This window comes from Micromonospora sp. KC207, from assembly GCF_004348615.1.
Lineage (GTDB): Bacteria > Actinomycetota > Actinomycetes > Mycobacteriales > Micromonosporaceae > Micromonospora.
Genome location: NZ_SMKJ01000032.1, coordinates 17,223 through 34,698, shown reverse-complemented (window position 1 = coordinate 34,698; position 17,476 = coordinate 17,223). Strand labels below are relative to the sequence as shown.

The following is a 17,476-nucleotide window of genomic DNA, read 5'->3' as shown; positions in this document are numbered from 1 at the left end:
GCAGCCCACCCACCACGAGCCGGCCCACCACAACACCACAAACATCCGCTCGTGCTTTGCGAACCGAACGAAGCAGAGCCTCGTCTCTGTGTGCTACCAAGAAGCCGTTGCCGGCAGGCCTTGGACGTCTGCGGCCGGGCTGCCTTGATGAAGGGCTAGGAGTACGTGGATGAGAGCGATCGTGTACGACCGGTACGGGCCCCCGGATGTGTTGCGGATCGAGAACGTCCCCAAGCCGTCTCCTACTGCCCGGCAGGTGCTCGTCAAGATCGCGGCGACCTCGGTCAACCTGAGCGATTGGGAGACCCTGCAAGGCTCACCGCTGTATTCACGTATCGGTGGGCTACGCTCACCGGCACGCCGGACACTCGGCTCGGACATCGCCGGTCGGGTCGATGCGGTCGGCCCGGCCGTCACCCGGTTCCGGCCCGGTGACGAGGTGTATGGCGACAACCTCATGCTCAAGGGCGGCTTCGCCGAGTACGCGATCGCTCCCGAGTCGGTTCTGACCCACAAGCCCGCCGCCCTTACCTTCGCCGAGGCCTCAGCGATCCCGCAGGCGGGCGTCATCGCGTGGCAGGGGACCAAAGGCGCCGCAGCCGGGAAACGGGTCCTGATCAACGGTGCCGGCGGAGGATCGGGCGCATTCGCCATTCAGCTCGCCAAGCAGCTCGGCGCCGAGGTGACCGGCGTCGACAACGCCGGCAAGCTCGACTTCATGCGATCGGTCGGCGCGGACAAGGTGATCGACTACCGCAGCCAGGACTTCACCCGCAGCGGCCCGTACGATCTCATCCTCGACCTGGTCGCGCACCGGTCGGTGTTCGCCTACCGCCGGGCACTGACCCCCGGCGGCCGTTACCGGTGCGTCGGCGGATCGGTCTCGGCGCTGCTGCGCGTACTGACGATCGGTGCCGCGGCCGGCCGGCTCACCCACCGCCGCCTGGGCGTGCTCGCCGTCAAGGAAGGGCCGACGCATTTCGCACCGGTGGCCGACCTCTGCGCCACGGGCAACCTCACCATCCACATAGACCGATCCTTCACCCTCGATCAGGTGCCCGAGGCGTTGGCCCACGTCGGAGAGGGACGCGCACTCGGAAAAGTCATCGTGACCGTCAACTGACCAGCGACATCCGCACATGCCGCGAGTCGAGCGGTCTGGCCGACTGACCGGATAGCCGATGAGCGATCAACGTGCTGCCGAGGCGATCCAGTGTGGGCCTGACGTCACGCCCCCGCGATCGGGTATCCAACCGCGGCGATGTCCTCATGCAGCCTGGCAACGGTTGCCTCCGGGTTCAAAGCCTGATGCGCTCCAGCACAGCGAGTGCCCTACAGCGGTCCCGCAGCACATCGATGGACGGCAGCCTGGCGGCGATGTCGTACACGGTCACCCGGTGAACCTACGCCGAAACAGCACAGACACCGTCACGCACCTTCAGGGCATCCACGAGACTCCGGTGGCAATGCGCACTCATGCCGCCGACCGGGGCGCGGCGGGAAAGCCTTGCCGTATCACGCGACGCGGCGCTCGTGCCATGCGGCCCTCTCACCGCTTGTCCGGCCGCCTCGGCCACCTGCTGCTGACTGATCAGCCCCGAAAAGCGCAGATTCGACGGACACTGGCCGTCCGTAGCTGGCTGGGTGACCCGCACATCCGTCATCGGGCCCGCCGAGCACCTCTGGGTGGGTCAGGCCGGATCGACGCGAGCGACAGCGACAGTCTGGGCCAGGTCGCGGTCGGCGCAGGCGGCCGGCCGGGGGACCAGTGCGCCGTGCACGGTGACCCGGTCGCCCGGGTTCAGTGCCTCGGCCGCCTCACCGGTCAACGCCCAGCGCCGCGTCCCGACCAACAGCGTGGTGCACCCGCCCGAGCGTTCCACGGCGCCGGTGAGGGTACGCCCGCCCCACGGCAGTCCGCCCGGGATATTCCCGCCGGATGGCGGGGGCGGCGCGACACCCGTGCGGCGCGGCGAGGGCCGCCCGGCCGACCCACCCGGGTTGGTCGGCGGCGCGACGCCGGAGCCGCCAGCGGGCGGGGGCTCGATGGTCGACGCCTTGCTCGGCGGCGGTGGACCGGTCGGTGGGACGGCCGGCCGCGGCCCGGGGTCGCCCCCCAGACCGCAGGCGGTCATCAGCACCAGCACCCCGACCGCGGTCAGCACTATCGACGCTCGACGCATGGACAGCACACCTCCGTGATGTGGGACGCACCGTCATCCGCCGCGGTTCCCCGCTAGCGCGGGTAGAAGCGTCGGTAGCGGCGGACCAACCGCCACTGCACCAGCACCGCGGCCAGGGTAAGCACCATCATCACCAGCGTGGCCGCCGCCGCGTAGCCGTAGCGCAGGTACTCGAAACCGGTCTGATACACAAACAGCGACAGGTAGGTGGTGGCGTACGGGGGCGGGCCACCGTCGGTCACCACGAACGCCGGCACGAACGTGAAATGCAGGCTGGCGATGGCGTCGCGGAGCGCCAACAGGGCCAGGACCGGCGCCATCAGCGGCAGGGTGATCCGGCGGAACACGTCCCAGCCGGTGGCATCCTCGATCGCGGCCATCTCGTAGACGTCCCTGGGCAGCGCCCGACGCGCGGCCAGCAGCACCACGAAGGTCTCCCCCATGGTGAACAGGCTGACCAGGATGATCGCGGCCCGGGCATCGGTTGGGTCCGTGAGCCACTGCGGCGGAGTGCGCCCCAGCGCGGTCAGCCCGTTCTCCCCACCGACGCGGAGCACCTGGTTGATGGGACCGTACAGGGGATTGAGCAACCACAGCCAGAGCAGGCCGTACGCGATCTCGGGCACCGCGGTGGGCAGCAGCGCCGCCGCGCGGGCGGTGCCCGCCCCGGGGGTGCGGCGGTGCAGCAGCAACGCCAGGCCGAGCGCGATCAGCACCCGCAGCGGCACGGCCACCACCGCGAACACCAGGGTGTTGGTCAACGCGATGCGGAAGATCGGATCCTCGACCAGCGCGGTGAAGTTGTCGACGCCGGCCCAGGCCGGTGGGCGCACCAAATCGTAGTGGGTGAACGCCAGGGCAAGGGTGACCAGGGCCGGCAGCAGCACCAGCCCGACCAGGCCGGCCAGGTACGGCGCGAGCATCAACGCCAGTTGCCGCCGCGAGCGCGCGTCGGGCCCGGCGGGGCTGCCGGCTCCTGTTCCCGGAGCTCGCGGGCCTGCCTCGCTCCCCGCGCTCACGTGTCAGCTCCTGTTCGCGGCCGCGTGGCTGCCGGACCCGACTGGTTCCGCACGCTCACGGCGCCAACCGGCGGCCGGAGGTGGCGTCGAAGACGTGCGTGTCGGTCCAGCGCACGCCGACGCGTACCGCGGCACCTCGGTCGGGACGGCGGGGGGTGGGCACCCGGGCGACCACCGGATGCCCCCCTTCGAGGGTGAGGTACACGTAGGCGTCCTCGCCGACCACCTCGACCCGGTCGACGGTGGCGGGAGCGCCGTGGCCGGTGTCGAGGTTGACCGCCTCGGGCCGGAAACCGATCTGCGCCTCGACGGGCAGGGCCGGTGGGTCGCCGGTGGGCAGCAACGGGCTGCCTGCCGGCAGCAGGTTCATCGCCGGGGAGCCAACGAACCGGGCCACGAAGACCGTGGCGGGCGTCCGCCAGATCTCCTCCGGGGTGCCCACCTGCTCGATGCGGCCATCGCGCAGCACGGCGATCCGGTCGGCGAGCACCAGCGCCTCGGTCTGGTCGTGGGTGACGTGGACCATCGTGGCACCGAGACGGTCATGCAGGGCCCGCAGTTCGGCGCGCATCTCCACCCGCAGCGCCAGGTCCAGGTTGGACAACGGCTCGTCGAGCAGGAACACGTCCGGCTCCCGCACCAGCGCCCGGGCCAGGGCGACCCGCTGGCGCTCGCCGCCGGAGAGTTGCCCGGGCCGGCGATCGAGCAACCCGGCGCAGCCGACCGTCTCGGCCGCCGCCCGGGCCCGTTCGCGGGCCACCCTGTGCGGAGTGTCGCGCACCTCAAGCCCGAAGGCGATGTTCTCGGCGACGGTCAGGTGCGGGAACAGCGCGTACGACTGGAAGACCATGGAGACGTTGCGCAGGCCGGGCCGCTGGTCGGTGACGTCGCGGCCGGCGATGCGCACCCGCCCGGCCGTTACCGGCTCCAGTCCCGCCGCGACTCGCAGCACGGTCGACTTGCCGGCGCCGGACGGACCGAGCACGACCAGCAGCTCGCCGCGGGCGACGGCAAGGTCGACCTCGTGCAGGACCGTCTCGGTGCGATATGCGGCACTGACACCGTCGAGGACCAGTCCGGCCCCGCTCACCCGTTCTCCCCTCGCGCGAACACCGGCCGGCTCTTGGCGTCCAGTTCACGGATGACGTCGTCGAGCCGGTCACCGCGGTGCATGGCGTTCTCCAAAATGCCGTAGCTGAGGTCCTCGATCTCCGGCCAGGTGGAGACGGTGGGCAGCGCCCGGACGGTGGGGATGGCGTCGAGGAAGATCTGGGAGTTGCGCGGCGGCAGGTTCGGGTCGAGGAAGGCCGGAGAGCGGGACGTCTCGATGTGCGACGGTACTGTACGGCCAGTCGCCGCGATGATCTTCTGCCCGTCCGCCGACATGGCGTACTCCATGAACCGCCAGGCGGCGTCCTTGTTCCTCGACCCCCGGGTCATGCAGTACGCGTCGGAGTGCAGCACCCCGACCGGCCGCTGGTAGACCGGAAGCGGGGCGACGTCCCAGTCGAAGCCGGTGATGGTGCGGAAGTTGGTGGTGGCCCGCCGGGAGGTCATCAGCATGGCGAGCCGGCCGTTGAGAAAGCGGGACTCGTCGTCCTCCGCCTCCACCTCCGCGTCGCTGGGCACCGCGCCGTACGCCAGCCGCAGATCGACGAGGTTCTTCAGCGCCTCCCGAGCGGCGGGGCTGTCCAGGGCTAGCCGGGTGGGCCGGACGGGGTCGTCGACGATCTCGCCGCCGTTGGACCACACCAGCGGCGCGAGCCGGATGATCGACGGCTCGACGCCGAGGCCGTGCACGGCGGGCAGCCGGGCGGCGCCCTCCGCCTCGGTGCCCTTGATGACCAGGCCGCGGCCGTCACGGGTCATCGCGGTGGCGGTACCGACCAGGTCGTTCCAGGTCCAGCCGGGTTTGGGTTCCGGTACGCCGTACCTAGCGAACAGCGTGCGGTTGTAGTAGACGACGAGGCTGGAGACGTTCTGCGGCAGGCAGAGTTGCTGGTCGTGCCATTTGAACGCGTCCATCGCCACTGGGTAGTAGTCGGCCGGGTCGACCGCGTCGGAGGCGGCGATGCGCTCGTCGAGCGGCTCGACCACGCCCTTGGCCGCGAACTGGCCGTAGAAGCGGTAGTTCATCAGGAACACGTCCGGCGGCGCACCTCCGGCGACGGAGGTGGCCAGCCGGGCCAGCAGGTCCTTACGGTCGCTGGCCTCGACCAACTGGACCCGCCCGCCGGGCCGGGCCGCCTCGTACGCGTCGACCAGCGTGCGGTACGCGGCCAGTTCCTCGGGGGCGCCGAAGACCAGCAGCTTGATCTGCTCCTGTGAGGGCGACCCGACGCCGGAGCCGCAGCCGGTGACGGCGAGCGCGCCACACAGCGCCGCGGCAAGCAGGGACTTCGGTCTCACGGTGGTCATCCCCTCGGATCAGAATGGTCGTGCAGGAAGCGCCGCTGCGCCAGGACGAAGACGCCCAGCGCGGGAAGCGTGGCGATCACCGCCCCCGCCAGGAAGACCGGGAAGTTGGTGAGGTCCAGCAGCGACAGCGACCGCAGTGCCAGCGGCAGGGTGAACAGATCGCGATCGTAGACGTAGATCAGCGGGTCGAGGAAGTTCGACCAGGTCAAGATGAAGGTCAGCGCGGTGAGACCGGCGGTCACCGGGCGCACGAGCGGCAGCGCGACCTGCCACCAGGTGCGTACCGGTGACAGGTCCTCGACCTGGCAGGCGTCGTACAGGTCTGCCGGCAGCGCCCGGAAGGCGAGGTAGTAGACCAGGACGTAGAGCGGTGAGGTGCCCAGCAGGGCCGGAGCTATCAGAGGGACGAGAGTGTCGGTCAGCCCCAGGAAGCGGAAGATCGCGAAGCGCGGCACGAGCAGCGCCGTCGGCGGCACCATGAGCGCGACCAGGGAGGCCGCGACCACCACGGCGGTGGTCCGTGGGGCGAGCCGGGCCAGAGCGAATCCGGCCAGCGAGGCGACAAGCACGCTCAGCGGCACCGCCACGACGGCGACGAGCACCGAGTTGAGCGAGGCGCGCAGCAGGCCGCCCAGGTCGAGGGCGCGTTCGTAGCCGGTGGTGGAGAGCGGGTCGGGCACCAACTGCGGAGTGGGTGACGGCGGTAGGCCCGGCTCGGTGAGGGAACCGGAGACCAGCAAGAGCAGCGGTGGCACGAACACCAGGATGACGAAGGCCGCGCCGAGGGAACGCCACAGCCGGGCGGCCCGCTCGGGCAGCGGTGAGGGGCCGCGGTTGCGGCCCCTCACCGGGATGTTGCCGATGGTCCGTTCCCTACTTGAGCTTGAACTGCCAGGCACCGAGGCCGTGTGAGGCGGCGTAGAGGATCCGCTTGCCCGGCACGATGGTCAGCCCGGCGACCTCGACGTTCGGCATGCCGCCGGCCGCCTTCGCCCAGGAGGTGCTGCCGTTGGCCAGCCGCAGCACACCGAAATCAGTGGAGGCGTACAGGTCGCCGGTGACGTCGTCCCGGACCAGGTCGGTGATCGGCTGGTCGCCGACGTTGTACGACCGGTCGGTCCAGGTCGCCCCGCTGCCGGTGGCCCTCACCTCGAACGCGTGCCCGACGGTGGCCGGGGTGTTGGAGTTGAAACCGCTGTAGGAGATCCACGCCCGGGCCGGGTCAGCCGGGTCGATGTGGACGCTGGTGACGAACCGGTTCGGCGTGGTGGCGGTGTCGACGCGGGTCCAGGTCACCGCGGAGGCCGGCTCGGCGTCGGCGTTGCGGGTCACGAAGACCCGGCCGGTGCTGGTGCCCGCCCATGCGGTGGAGGTGTCCGAGTCGACCCGCTGGATGACCGAGACAGCGCCGCCGGCCCGGTCGCCCCACGCGGCGCCGGTCAGGTTGGTGGTACCCAGCGGCTCCCAGTCGCCGCACTGCGCCTCGTACGTGCCGGTCCACGAGTTGCAGATCCGGTCGGCCTCGGCCAGGCTGCGGCCACCCAGGCCGAAGGTCTTCGTGCGGTACACCGACAGTCCGGTGCCGGCGAACATGGTGCCGCTGACCTTCGGGTCGCTGATCACCGGGGCGTAGAACAGGCTGCCGGGTTGGCCGTAGATCGGGTCGGCGGTCCAGATCCAGCTGCCGACGTCACCGTTGCCGAAGTTCACCTCGGGCGAGACGTCGAAAAAGGTGTGGAACCGGAACTCCGGCTTGCCGACATCCCAGCCGGAGGCGCCGCCGTCGCCGATCATGGTGTTGACCCAGCGGCGGCGCTCGCCCTTGTTCTCCCAGGTGCCGTTGTCCTGGGTACCGCCCTGCAGCAGGTTCGCGTTGTGCGGGCTGACCGACAGACTGATGAACTGCAGCGTGTTCATGCCCTTGTTGATGCCCTCCAGCTTGGAGGGAATCCTCGCCAGCATCTGCTTGCAACGGTCCTTCTGCGCCTGCGTGGTCAGGTTGCGGCCGGGGTTGTCGCACCAGGACGACCGGTCGACGAACTCGCCGCTGGAGCGCATGACGCCGCCGTCGTTGGCCTCGAAGAACTGGTACGGGTTACGTGGGTTGGTGATCAGCGCGTGCTGGTCGGGGTGCAGGCCGTTGGGGTGCAGCTCGTCGGTACCGTCGTAGGTCATGTCGGTGCCGCTGACCCCGGCGTCGGTGGAGAGGACCACAGCCCGCTTGTGGGCCACGGTCTCCCCGTAGACGTAGCTGCCGCCGGTGTAGACGATGTCCGGGTGTCCCTCGGGGGTGTGCACGAACACGTCGTACCAGCACTGGCCGGTGCACTGGTTGTAGGTGGCAAAGCCCGGGTCGGCCGGGTTCGCGCTGCTCAGATCGGTGAACGTCGGGTTGCCGGTGGCCACGTCGTCGCTGCGGAACAGCCGCGAGTACGGGTTGCCGATGTTGCCCTCGTAGACGTACATCCGGGTCTTGCCACCCGGCAGGGTGGTCACGTCGATCGCCGCGCGCGTCTGGAACACCGCGGCGTTGAGCGACGGCTTAATCTGCGTCCACGTCGCACCGGCGTCGGAGGAGCGCCACACGCCTCGGGCATAGGAGGAGGCGTAGAGGACGTTCGCGTTCTTCGGGTCGAGCTTGACGTAGCGCACACCCCGTGGCGAGCAGGAGGTGGTGTTGTTGTACTCGGCCATGCTGCCGGTGCACTCGCTGGCGTCCGCCGAGCCGTTGTGGATGAACTTCCAGCGCTTGCCACCGTCGGTGGACTTGTACAGGCCCCACTTCTCGGCGTCCGGCACCGGCCTGGTGCCCCCGGTGCAGCAGGAGCTGGACATGCCGCGCAGGGCGGTGGTGGTGGCCACGTAGAGCGTCTTGGGGTCACCGGGCTTGACGGTGATCTCGCCGATGCCCTTGCCCGCCAACACATCCTTGCCCAACGGGCCGGACCAGGTCAGGCCACCGTCGGTCGATCGGTACAGGCCGACGCCGCCGACGCAGCCGGAGCCGCAGGTGTTCGCCTCGCCGGTGCCGACGTAGATGGTCAGGCCGGTGGGGTCGTTGCGGTCAATCTTCACCGAGCCGGCGGCGTTGATGCCCAGCGGACCGCCGCGGTAGAACCACTTGGGCTCGGCGGCGAGGATGTTCAGGGTGCCCCAGACACCGCCGCCGGCCGGGGTGACGTACGCCCGGCAGAGCAGCTCGCTGCAGTCCGGGCTGATGTCGATTGAGGTGACCCTGCCGCCTGCGACGTACTCGTTGGGCACGTAGCTGAACGCGTCGCGATACTCGGTGAACGGGTAAACCGCCTCGCTCGGCCCGACGTTGGTCCACCGTTGGCCGCCGCGGAAGCGCTTCTCGGCGGCCGCGTAGGCCGCCTTGGACCGGTCGAGCTGGGCGATGGTGATCGCGTTGGCCGGATAGGCGCGCTCCAGGAACTCCTGCTGGGCGGCGCCACCGGGTCCGTCCGGCGACATGCCGTCGTTGCCGGGAGCAGCCTGCCGCAGGCGCTCTAGATGGGCGCCGAGCCCACCGGGCATCTCACCGTCGCCAATCGCGGCGGTGGCTGGCGCCTCGGCGCCAGCGAAGTGGATACCGACTAAACCGGTCGATGCCACCAGAGCACCGATCGCAAGGCATGCAAGGAGATGGCGACGTCTGCGCTTCACGAGGGTCCCTCCGCCGAAGGCGTCGCCGCAGCGCGGTGCCTGGATTGGCGACCGTCGCGGCAGCGTCCACGCAGGAGGATGTCAGAGATCAGGATCAAGGACAATCCCACAAGCGCATCAAAGTCCGCGCAGGGCTGCCCGCACGCCTGACTACAGACAGCCCATCGACGGCCGCCTTGCGGTCGACAACCGCGCCCACAGCACCGCTGTTCGATGCAGGAGCTGCTCGACACCGGTGTGGACCTGCGCCGCACGGTGGCGGGGGCTCGACGAGCTGCAGAACTTCCTCACCGGCAGCGACGCGCTGACCGAGCAGGTGCTCCGGCGGCTGCTGGCGGGGCAGCGGCCGGCGGTGGTGATCGGGACGATCTGGCCCGGCTGGCTCGCCGATTTCAACAAGCCCAACATGGATGCGAATGAAGATCAGCTGCGCGCGCCGGCGCGGGCGGTTCTGGCGCTGACGACCACCCGGATTCGCATCGAGGTGCAGCCGCAGTTCAGCCCGGCCGAGCTGGAGCAGGCCGCGGCGGTCGCCGATCCACGGCTGCACGGGAGCTGGCAGCGGCCGAGGACGGCAGGGTGACCGAGGCGCTGGCGGCGGTGCCGCAACTGGCCGCCAAGTGGCGCACCGGCACCGACCCACGACTGGGCCCCAGCGTCGCCGGCACCGCGTTCCCCACCGGCCGCGACGTCCCGACGTCGGACGCGTATCGATCGGCGTGCACCGGTTAGTGCCGGGGTCAGGCGGCACGACGCCGTTCTTCGGCAGTGCTGGTCAGCGGGTCTTCTTCGTTGTCCGCTTGCGGGGCGGCGTCAACAGTTCGGCGATACCCGCGATCGCGGAGGGCACCAGGCGGTAGTACGCCCACACGCCGCGCTTGTCCCGTTCGAGGAGGCCGGCCCCGGTGAGGATCCGAAGGTGATGGCTCACGGTCGGCTGGGACAGCCCGAGCGGCGCGGTGAGGTCACTCACCGAAGCCTCGCCCTGCGGAGACGACTGGATCAGGCTGAGCAGACGCAGGCGAGCCGGGTCGGCAAGAGCCTTCAGCACTCCCGCGAGCCGCTCGGCGTCGGCGCGGTCGATTGGCTCGCCGGCAAGGGGCGAGATGGCAGGCGTCGTCATGTTCGTTGATCCCACGCCCTGCATCGTCGCAGCAACACCGCCACAAGGCGGGCAAAACGAGGGACGGATCACGCCGACGTCACGGATGGCCGTCCACACCGTGTCGCCGGGTCGGCGTTCTGCGGCTCGAGGGTGGTGCCGAGGTTCCCGGTCGCCACAGAACAGCAGAACCTCCACAGGCTGGCCGCCCAGCGCTCAGCCCAGCGCCGATGCGATGGCGAGAGCTGCCCTTGAACGATCCGCAGGGCCTCGGGTCGAAGCCCACCGATGGATGGTCTGACGGCGAGCGACGCGGGCACTACAACTAGAACTCGGACCACCCGCGACTCGGGTGTCCGCCGCGTTCACTGAACTGGCCCGAGCGATCTGACCGATGCTCCGCTGACGCAGATCGGCGCGTCCATCGATCCGACAACGCAACAGCGCCCGGCCGGCTAGCTCAGGGGCGGGGCGGAGCCGGCCGGCCGTACGTCACCCGCCGGGTGGGCGGTCGTTGAGGCTGGTGGATCGAGGGTCAGTTCTTCAGGCCGGTCAATGACGCCGCGCTAACGGGGGGCCTGATCCGGAAGCGAGGGCTGATCACCACGCTGCGGCGGCCACGTCGGCGGCTACCGGCGGCTGGCTGACCGTCACCCCGGTCCCGGTCAGCCGGACCATCGACACACCCTGCACCGCCTCTCAGAACGGCGCGGCAGGCGACCCGGCGGCCGCTCCTTCAGCGAGGAGAACCAGGATGACCACACTCGAAGCGATCACGCCGCAACGGCCGCCCATGGAATCTGTCCGGCCGCACGCTATATATCCCAGCAAGCCGGACCCGATGGGCTGGCGTACCAACACCCCCTCCCAGGTCCAGTCCTATCCGCGAGGAACCCACACCGCGCTGCAAATGGGTGCGGCCGCCTCCGACGTCTTGACCCAGTGCCGGCACCAGGTTCGTCAGGCGCTGCTCGACGCCGTCAGTGATCGTCACGTCGACGTCCACACCGCCAACACCCTCCTGCGGATCTTGGACCTGCCCCTGCTGCCCCACCGTTGGCAGGCCCGCCTCGTCCTACCCCTGCTCATCGAGGTCACCGCGAGCACCCGCAAGGACGCCTTCCAAGCCGCCGAAGCCGCCGCCGAAGCCGCCGTCAACGCCGAACTCGCCGGGCGGATCGAGTGGGACGAGTGCGAACGCGAAAGCGCCGAACCCGGCGGCTTCGACCCGACGCCATCCAAGAACCTCGCCCATGGCCAGCACCTCGCCCCGTAGCGGTCCCTCCCGGCGGGCGTCTGTTCACGATGTAGGCGCCGGCGGCGCCCACCCGAGTCGCCCTCGGTGCCCATCAACCGCCGGCCGCGATCACGGGACGGGTGCTCCCCGCGCTGTCCATGACTTCCTCGTGGGTGCTCTCGTTGACGCCCTACAAATAGCAGGCGGCGCTGTTGGGCGACGCGCCTGGCATGACTCGTGCAAGGCGTTCGTGTGATCTCTTGGACCGGCGTACGACCTTTGGTGGCGGTGTGCGTGACCTTCGCCGCTGCCTCCCTGATCGCCGTGCCGGTGACCCTCGGTCTCGGCTGGGACGAGGTTGTCTACGTGAGCCAGCACGGCACCCGAGCGCCGGCGGCGTTCATGAGCGCTCCCCGCGCCCGCGGCGTGACCCTGCTCGTGTGGCCGGTCGCCTCGTGGCTCGACTCCACAGTCGTGCTCCGGTTGTTCCTCACCGTCACCGCCGCGGTGTCGCTCGGGCTCGCGTTCTGGGTGTGGTCCCGAGTGACCCACCGCTCTGGCAGCGCCGCGCTGGCGGCCGGCCTGTACGCGAGCCTGTGGATCGCCCTGTTCTACGCCAACGCGGCGATGCCTAACCACTACACCGCCATGGCGGCGGTCGCTGCGGTCGGGTGTTTCCTGCTCGCCGGAAGCGAACGGGCCGCGCTCGGGGCGTACCTCGGGCTGGTCGCGGCGCTCGCGGTGGCCGCGTTGATGCGTCCGGCCGACGCCTTCTGGCTCGGACTCCCCCTGATCGGCGTGACGCTCGCCGTGCGGGCGTTTCGGCGGTGGCGGCTGGCCGCGTCGGTGGTCGTGGGCCTCGCGGCGGGCGGCGTTCCGTGGGCGGTCGAGGCCGAGCTGCGGTACGGCGGGATCCTGGAACGCATCCAGCAGGCTGGCCACGTGCAGGGCGGAACAAGCCTCCAGTTCTCGCTGTGGCACGTGATCAGCACCCTGGACGGGCCGATCCTCTGCCGGCCGTGCGACAGTCCGCTGCGCTGGCCGGCCGCGCTGTGGTGGGGTGCGCTGGTGGTGCTGGCGCCCCTCGGCGTCCGGGTGGCCCGCCGGGCAGGCACGGCGTCGACGGCATGGCTACCCCTGCTGGTCGCCGCCTCGATGGCCGTTCCCTACCTGTTCCTGATCAGCTACTCGGCACCCCGATTCCTGCTCCCGACCTACGCGTTGGCGCTCGTCCCCGCCGCGTCCGGCCTCGCCGCACTGCTCGCCGCGGCCTCCGGCAGCTGGCGGCGATGGCTCGCCGCCCTGGTCGCGGTGGGCTTCGCCGGCCACCTCGTCATCCAGGCCGGCATCCTCCGTCATGTCGTGTCGCAGCAGCTCAGGGGCCGCGAAGACTGGACGAGCATTGCGCGAGCGTTGCGATCGAACGGCGTGCGCCCGCCGTGCGTGATCTCCGGCCACGAGGCCATCCCCGTCGCCTACTACACGGGCTGCCGGGCCCTGGAGGACCGAGGAAACAACCGCAACGCGAGCACCGCGGAACTGCGGGAGGCCGCCGCGGCCGGGCCCTTCGCCCTGCTCACCAAGGAGACCGCCCCGCCCGACTGGGCCGAGGACTGGCATCGAGTACCGGTACGAGACCTCAGCAGCTCCGGGTGGACGCTGTACCTGCCGAAGCGGGCGCCGGGATCACCGAACTGACCACCGCCCGAACGCGGTGCCCGGTGGTCATGTCCGGATGTCCCCCGCTGGCCGGCCGGAGCTGTCCCTGTCCGCCTCCCGCGCTCAAGGGCCCGCGGGAGGCGGTCGGAGTGCGCAGCGCGGCGCGAAGCACGACCGTAGGTGCGGTGATGGTCGCGTGGCTGATCACCCGCAGCCCCGCGACAGGTACGGGGCTGGGGATCGCCATCGATGGCAAGGGCATCGGTGGGTCCCGTACCGCCCATAGCGCGGCCCGACAGGTCTTGGCCGCCTGCCCTTCGGAACCCGAGAGACATCCGATGGTCCGTAGTCGTCGGAGACCTCGCCCTCGCCCACGGCGCCGACGCGACACGTCTGGTGCGTTGGCGTGCCCGGCTACCCACACCCGACCGCACCCCCGGCCGGCCCGTCGGTGAACTGTCCGGGCGCTTCCTCGCCCTGCGGGTGCGTCCCGCCGGCCGAGTGATCCGACGCGGACCCCACCGCGGCCAGGACGGTGTCCTGCCCGAATGCTGGCTGCTCGTGCAATGGCCCCCGGCCAGCACGAACCCACCGACTACTACCCTCGGACTCGACCCCTTCGAAGGCCGCTGCTGGATCGGCTGGCACCGCCACGTCACCCTCGCCACGGCCGCCCAACTCCTCCTCACCCGACTACGGTTGACACTCCCAAAGCGACGGGGCAGAACTAAGCCTGTACGCCGTCCTCCGCGAACTGCAGTACCTACTCGCGACCTGGCTCGGGTTCTGCCCCCTCTGCCACCAACTCGTCCCAACCCAACAAAGCACTATCAGTCGTACGCGATGGCCCGCAGGACGTCCGTGCGGGCGGCCCGGACGGCCGGTAGCGCCGCGGCCAGCACGCCGATCACCACGCCCGATGCCAGGTACGCGGCGAGGAGGGCCCAGGGCAACGCCAGCTCGGTGATGCCTTCGCCGCGCAGCGCTCGCGCGACCGCAGCGCCGAGTCCCGTCCCGACGGCGATGCCGAGCAGCGTGCCGAAGATGGAGATCGCCATTGCCTCCACAGCGACCATTCGCACCGTCTGGCCGCGGCTGAGACCGACCGCGCGCAGCAGTCCGAGTTCCCGGGTGCGTTCGAGCACCGACAGGGCCAGTGTGTTGACCACGCCGAACGCCGCGATCAGCATGGCGATGCCGAGCAGAACCTGCAGCAGCGCCAGAACGGTGCCGAAGACGCCGGTGACGTTGTCGACGAACCCGTCGGGGTCGGTGACCACCGTTTCGGGACTGTCTGCCAGCAGCGCGCTCACCCGAGCGTGTACGTCGGCCTCGGACGCGCCGGGCGCCAGCCGGACCAGTCCGGTGGAGGGCTGCTGCCGGGAAAGGTCCGGCACCACCGAGGCCGGCATGAGCCAGCCGCTGGACCAGTCGCTGCGGTAGGTGCCGGCGAGGGTGAAGGTGCGGCTGCGGCCCCTGGCGAACGAGATCTCAACCGGGGAGCCGATCTGCAAACCGAGGTCAGCGGCGGTGTCGGAGTCCGTGAGGATCTCGTCGGGCTCGAGGGGGCCGAGAGTGCCGGCCACATGTTCGACCTTGATAGTCGACCGCCAGGCCGCGATGTCGTCGACCGCGACGATGCCGGTCCGGCCACGGGCTGTCATGGCGACGTCGTCGTAGATGCCGGCAACGGCCGCGACGCCCGGCACTGCCCGGATCCGGTCGAGGATTGCCGGGTCGAAGGTCTGCGGGCGCTCGGTGCTCGTCGGTTCGGTGAGGATGAGGTCGGCCCGGAAGTGGTCGGCACCCGTGCGCCGCAGGCTCACGGTGGCCGAGGTGAGCACGATGCCCACTGCGGTGACCACGGCGATGCCGACCATCAGCGCCGCCGCGGTGCTCGCGGTACGGCGCGGATTGCGGCCGGCGTTGAGCCGTCCCAGCCGTCCGGGCACCGACCAGGCGAACAAACGGCCGATCAGAGGCACCGTGGGCCGGGCGATGAACGGGGTGAGCGGTGCCGCTCCGACGAAGCTCGCCAGGACGCCGCCGAGGACGGTGCCCAGAGCGATGTCGTCGGTGCCGTCGGCGAACGCGAGGACGAGCAGGGCGACGCCGACGACGCCGATCACGGCCCCGGTCACGGTCAGCTTGGTGAGCGGCCGATCGGATGCGGAAACCTCACGCAACGCCGCCACCGGTGGGATACGGGACGCCCGTAACGCAGGTCCAACGGCCGCGACGACGGTGACCGCCGCGCCGAGCGCGATGGAGGTGAGCACCGCGAGCGGCGGCACGGTCACCGCGCCAAGGCCCAGATCGCCCATGGCGGTGTCCCTGGCCAGCCGGGGCAGTGATACGGCGATGCCCACGCCGAGGACGGCGCCGGCCGCCGAGGCGGCGAGCCCGACCAGTGCCGCCTCCACCAGCACTGAGCCGATCAACTGTCGGCGGCGCGCGCCCAGCGCCCGCAGCAGGGCAAGTTCCCGTGTCCGCTGGGCGAGCAGAATCGAGAACGTGTTGAGAATAAGGAAGACGCCGACGAACAGGGCGATCCCGGCCACGGCCAGCAGGATCTGGGTGATGGTGGCCAAGTCCTCCCGCGCCGACTCGGACTGGGCCGCGCGCAGTTCGTCGCCGGTACGTACGACGACGTCGTCGCCCAGCGCGCCGCGGAGCCGATCCCGCAGGACCTCGGGGGTGACGCCGGGTTCGGCCCGGACATCCACCGCGGAGTACACATCCGGGCGGCCGAGCATGAGTTCGGCCGCGACCGACTCGTGAAAGGCGACTTCGTGGGCGCCGCCCACGCTGTCCCGGTCACCGCGGTAGCCGATGACGCCGACCACGGCGAACGTCTGCTTCGGACGCTGGGTGAGCACCCCCACCCGGTCGCCGAGCTGCGCGTCGGCGGCCAGGGCGAGCGCCGCGTTGATCGCGATCTCGCCGGGCGCGGCCGGTGCGCGGCCGGCCCGCAGCCGGACCGAGCCGCGCTCACCGGTCCAGTTGGTGCCCAGCCGGGGCCGGTTGAAGCTGGTCCGGACCACTTTGCCATCGGCACCGACCAGCCGGGCCCCATCCTCGCTTACCACGCCGGTCGCCGTGGCCACGCCCCCGACTGCGGCGACCCGTTGGACCAGGTCGGCCGGCACCGGCGTGGTGGCGGAATCCTCGCCGATTCCGGGCAGCACCTGTTTCGCCGTCACCTGAACCTCGGTGTCGGAGTGCAGGCCGGCGTACAGGCCACGCAGCGACGCATTGAGGGTGTCGGTGACCACGAGGGCCGCCGACATGAACGTCACGCCCAGGACGACCGCCAGCGCCGATAGCAGCAGCCGGAGCCGGCGCGAGCGCAGGCCGGCGAGGGTCACCCGGATCATCGGGCCGCTCCCCGGGTGTCCAGGCGCTTCATCGTCTCGAGTACGGCGTCGGTGGTCGGCGCGGCCAGGTCCTCGACGACCGTGCCGTCGAGGAGGAACACCACCCGGTCGGCGTACGCGGCGGCAGCGGGGTCGTGGGTGACCATCACGATCGTCCGGCCGAATTCGCGGACCGACCGGCTGAGGAAGCCGAGCACCTCCGTGCCGGAGCGGGAGTCGAGGTTGCCGGTGGGCTCGTCGGCGAAGACCACCTCCGGCCGGTTGATCAGGGCCCGGGCGCAGGCGACGCGTTGCTGCTGGCCGCCGGAGAGCTCGGCCGGCCGGTGGCCGAGACGGTCACGCAGGCCGATCGTGTCCACCACGGTGTCGAACCAGTCCGGCTCAGGTTTGCGGCCGGCGATCGCGAGGGGGAGCAGGATGTTCTCCCGGGCGGTGAGCGTGGGCACCAGGTTGAATTGCTGAAAGATGAACCCGATCCGCTCCCGGCGCAGACGGGTCAGCTCGGCGTCGCGCAGCCCACTGACCCGGGTGTCACCGACGCGTGTCTCGCCGCTCGTCACCGCGTCGAGCCCGGCCAGGCAGTGCATCAGCGTCGACTTGCCGGACCCGGACGGGCCCATCACGGCCGTGAGCTGGCCGCGCGCCAATGCCACGCTGACGTCTCGCAGCGCGGTCACCTCGGCGGCGCCCGTGCCGTACACCTTCCACACGTTCTCGGCCTGCACGGCCGGTTCGTTTTTTGTCGTCACGCCCTCAGCCAAGCGGCCGTCCGCGCCGCCCGCACTGTCCCCAGCTGGGGTCCCGAAGGTGTAGCC

14 protein-coding genes and 1 pseudogene are annotated in these 17,476 nt (G+C 70.6%); 6 read left to right on the top strand and 9 right to left on the bottom strand.

Annotated elements, in window-relative coordinates; genetic code table 11:
- Window positions 1-169: 169 nt before the first annotated feature.
- A complete protein-coding gene (locus tag E1258_RS06630; RefSeq protein ID WP_132397778.1) occupies window positions 170-1,123 on the top strand; it encodes an NAD(P)-dependent alcohol dehydrogenase in 954 nt (317 codons plus the stop codon).
- A 568-nt stretch (window positions 1,124-1,691) separates the two neighbouring features.
- Here E1258_RS06630 and E1258_RS06625 read toward each other — a convergent pair.
- From E1258_RS06625 to E1258_RS06600, 6 genes are all read right to left on the bottom strand, one after another.
- Window positions 1,692-2,183: a hypothetical protein gene (locus tag E1258_RS06625; protein WP_132397776.1), complete on the bottom strand. Its 492-nt coding sequence runs from the start codon at window positions 2,181-2,183 to the stop codon at window positions 1,692-1,694.
- A gap of 53 nt (window positions 2,184-2,236) precedes the next feature.
- Window positions 2,237-3,106 carry a carbohydrate ABC transporter permease gene (locus E1258_RS06620; protein WP_132397788.1) on the bottom strand — a complete coding sequence of 290 codons (870 nt, stop codon included), beginning with the start codon at window positions 3,104-3,106 and terminating at the stop codon, window positions 2,237-2,239.
- 151 nt (window positions 3,107-3,257) lie between these two features.
- Window positions 3,258-4,292 carry an ABC transporter ATP-binding protein gene (locus tag E1258_RS06615; RefSeq protein WP_132397774.1) on the bottom strand — a complete coding sequence of 345 codons (1,035 nt, stop codon included), beginning with the start codon at window positions 4,290-4,292 and terminating at the stop codon, window positions 3,258-3,260.
- A complete protein-coding gene (locus E1258_RS06610) occupies window positions 4,289-5,620 on the bottom strand; it encodes a sugar ABC transporter substrate-binding protein (protein WP_132397772.1) in 1,332 nt (443 codons plus the stop codon). The genes E1258_RS06615 and E1258_RS06610 overlap by 4 nt, the downstream gene beginning before the upstream one ends.
- The gene (locus tag E1258_RS06605) at window positions 5,617-6,468 is read right to left on the bottom strand and encodes a carbohydrate ABC transporter permease (protein ID WP_132397770.1); all 852 of its coding nucleotides are present in this window, start codon (window positions 6,466-6,468) and stop codon (window positions 5,617-5,619) included. Before E1258_RS06605 ends, E1258_RS06610 begins: the two co-directional genes overlap by 4 nt.
- Window positions 6,469-6,493: 25 nt before the next feature.
- Complete coding sequence (locus tag E1258_RS06600) at window positions 6,494-9,286, bottom strand: sialidase family protein (RefSeq protein WP_132397768.1); 2,793 nt, start codon at window positions 9,284-9,286, stop codon at window positions 6,494-6,496.
- 235 nt (window positions 9,287-9,521) lie between these two features.
- Between E1258_RS06600 and E1258_RS06595 the strand changes: the two genes are divergently transcribed.
- On the top strand, window positions 9,522-9,869 hold the full coding sequence (locus E1258_RS06595) for a hypothetical protein (protein ID WP_132397766.1): 348 nt from the start codon (window positions 9,522-9,524) through the stop codon (window positions 9,867-9,869).
- A complete protein-coding gene (locus E1258_RS33125) occupies window positions 9,866-10,018 on the top strand; it encodes a hypothetical protein (RefSeq protein ID WP_165949667.1) in 153 nt (50 codons plus the stop codon). The genes E1258_RS06595 and E1258_RS33125 overlap by 4 nt, the downstream gene beginning before the upstream one ends.
- Window positions 10,019-10,061: 43 nt before the next feature.
- On the opposite strand, the gene E1258_RS06590 is transcribed toward E1258_RS33125, so the two are convergent.
- Window positions 10,062-10,409, bottom strand: coding sequence for an ArsR/SmtB family transcription factor (locus tag E1258_RS06590; protein WP_371688577.1), 348 nt, complete (start codon window positions 10,407-10,409; stop codon window positions 10,062-10,064).
- A gap of 733 nt (window positions 10,410-11,142) precedes the next feature.
- On the opposite strand from E1258_RS06590, the gene E1258_RS06585 reads away from it, so the two are divergent.
- The 3 genes and pseudogenes from E1258_RS06585 to E1258_RS34480 all read left to right on the top strand — a co-directional run.
- Window positions 11,143-11,664, top strand: coding sequence for a hypothetical protein (locus E1258_RS06585; protein ID WP_132397764.1), 522 nt, complete (start codon window positions 11,143-11,145; stop codon window positions 11,662-11,664).
- 213 nt (window positions 11,665-11,877) lie between these two features.
- Window positions 11,878-13,323: a hypothetical protein gene (locus tag E1258_RS06580; RefSeq protein WP_207919449.1), complete on the top strand. Its 1,446-nt coding sequence runs from the start codon at window positions 11,878-11,880 to the stop codon at window positions 13,321-13,323.
- Window positions 13,324-13,641: 318 nt separating this feature from the next.
- A pseudogene (locus tag E1258_RS34480) lies at window positions 13,642-14,013 on the top strand (IS701 family transposase); the annotation flags it as partial.
- 101 nt (window positions 14,014-14,114) lie between these two features.
- Here E1258_RS34480 and E1258_RS06570 read toward each other — a convergent pair.
- The gene (locus tag E1258_RS06570) at window positions 14,115-16,661 is read right to left on the bottom strand and encodes an ABC transporter permease (protein WP_132397762.1); all 2,547 of its coding nucleotides are present in this window, start codon (window positions 16,659-16,661) and stop codon (window positions 14,115-14,117) included.
- A complete protein-coding gene (locus E1258_RS06565) occupies window positions 16,658-17,410 on the bottom strand; it encodes an ABC transporter ATP-binding protein (RefSeq protein WP_243715241.1) in 753 nt (250 codons plus the stop codon). Before E1258_RS06565 ends, E1258_RS06570 begins: the two co-directional genes overlap by 4 nt.
- Between the last annotated feature and the right edge of the window lie 66 nt (window positions 17,411-17,476).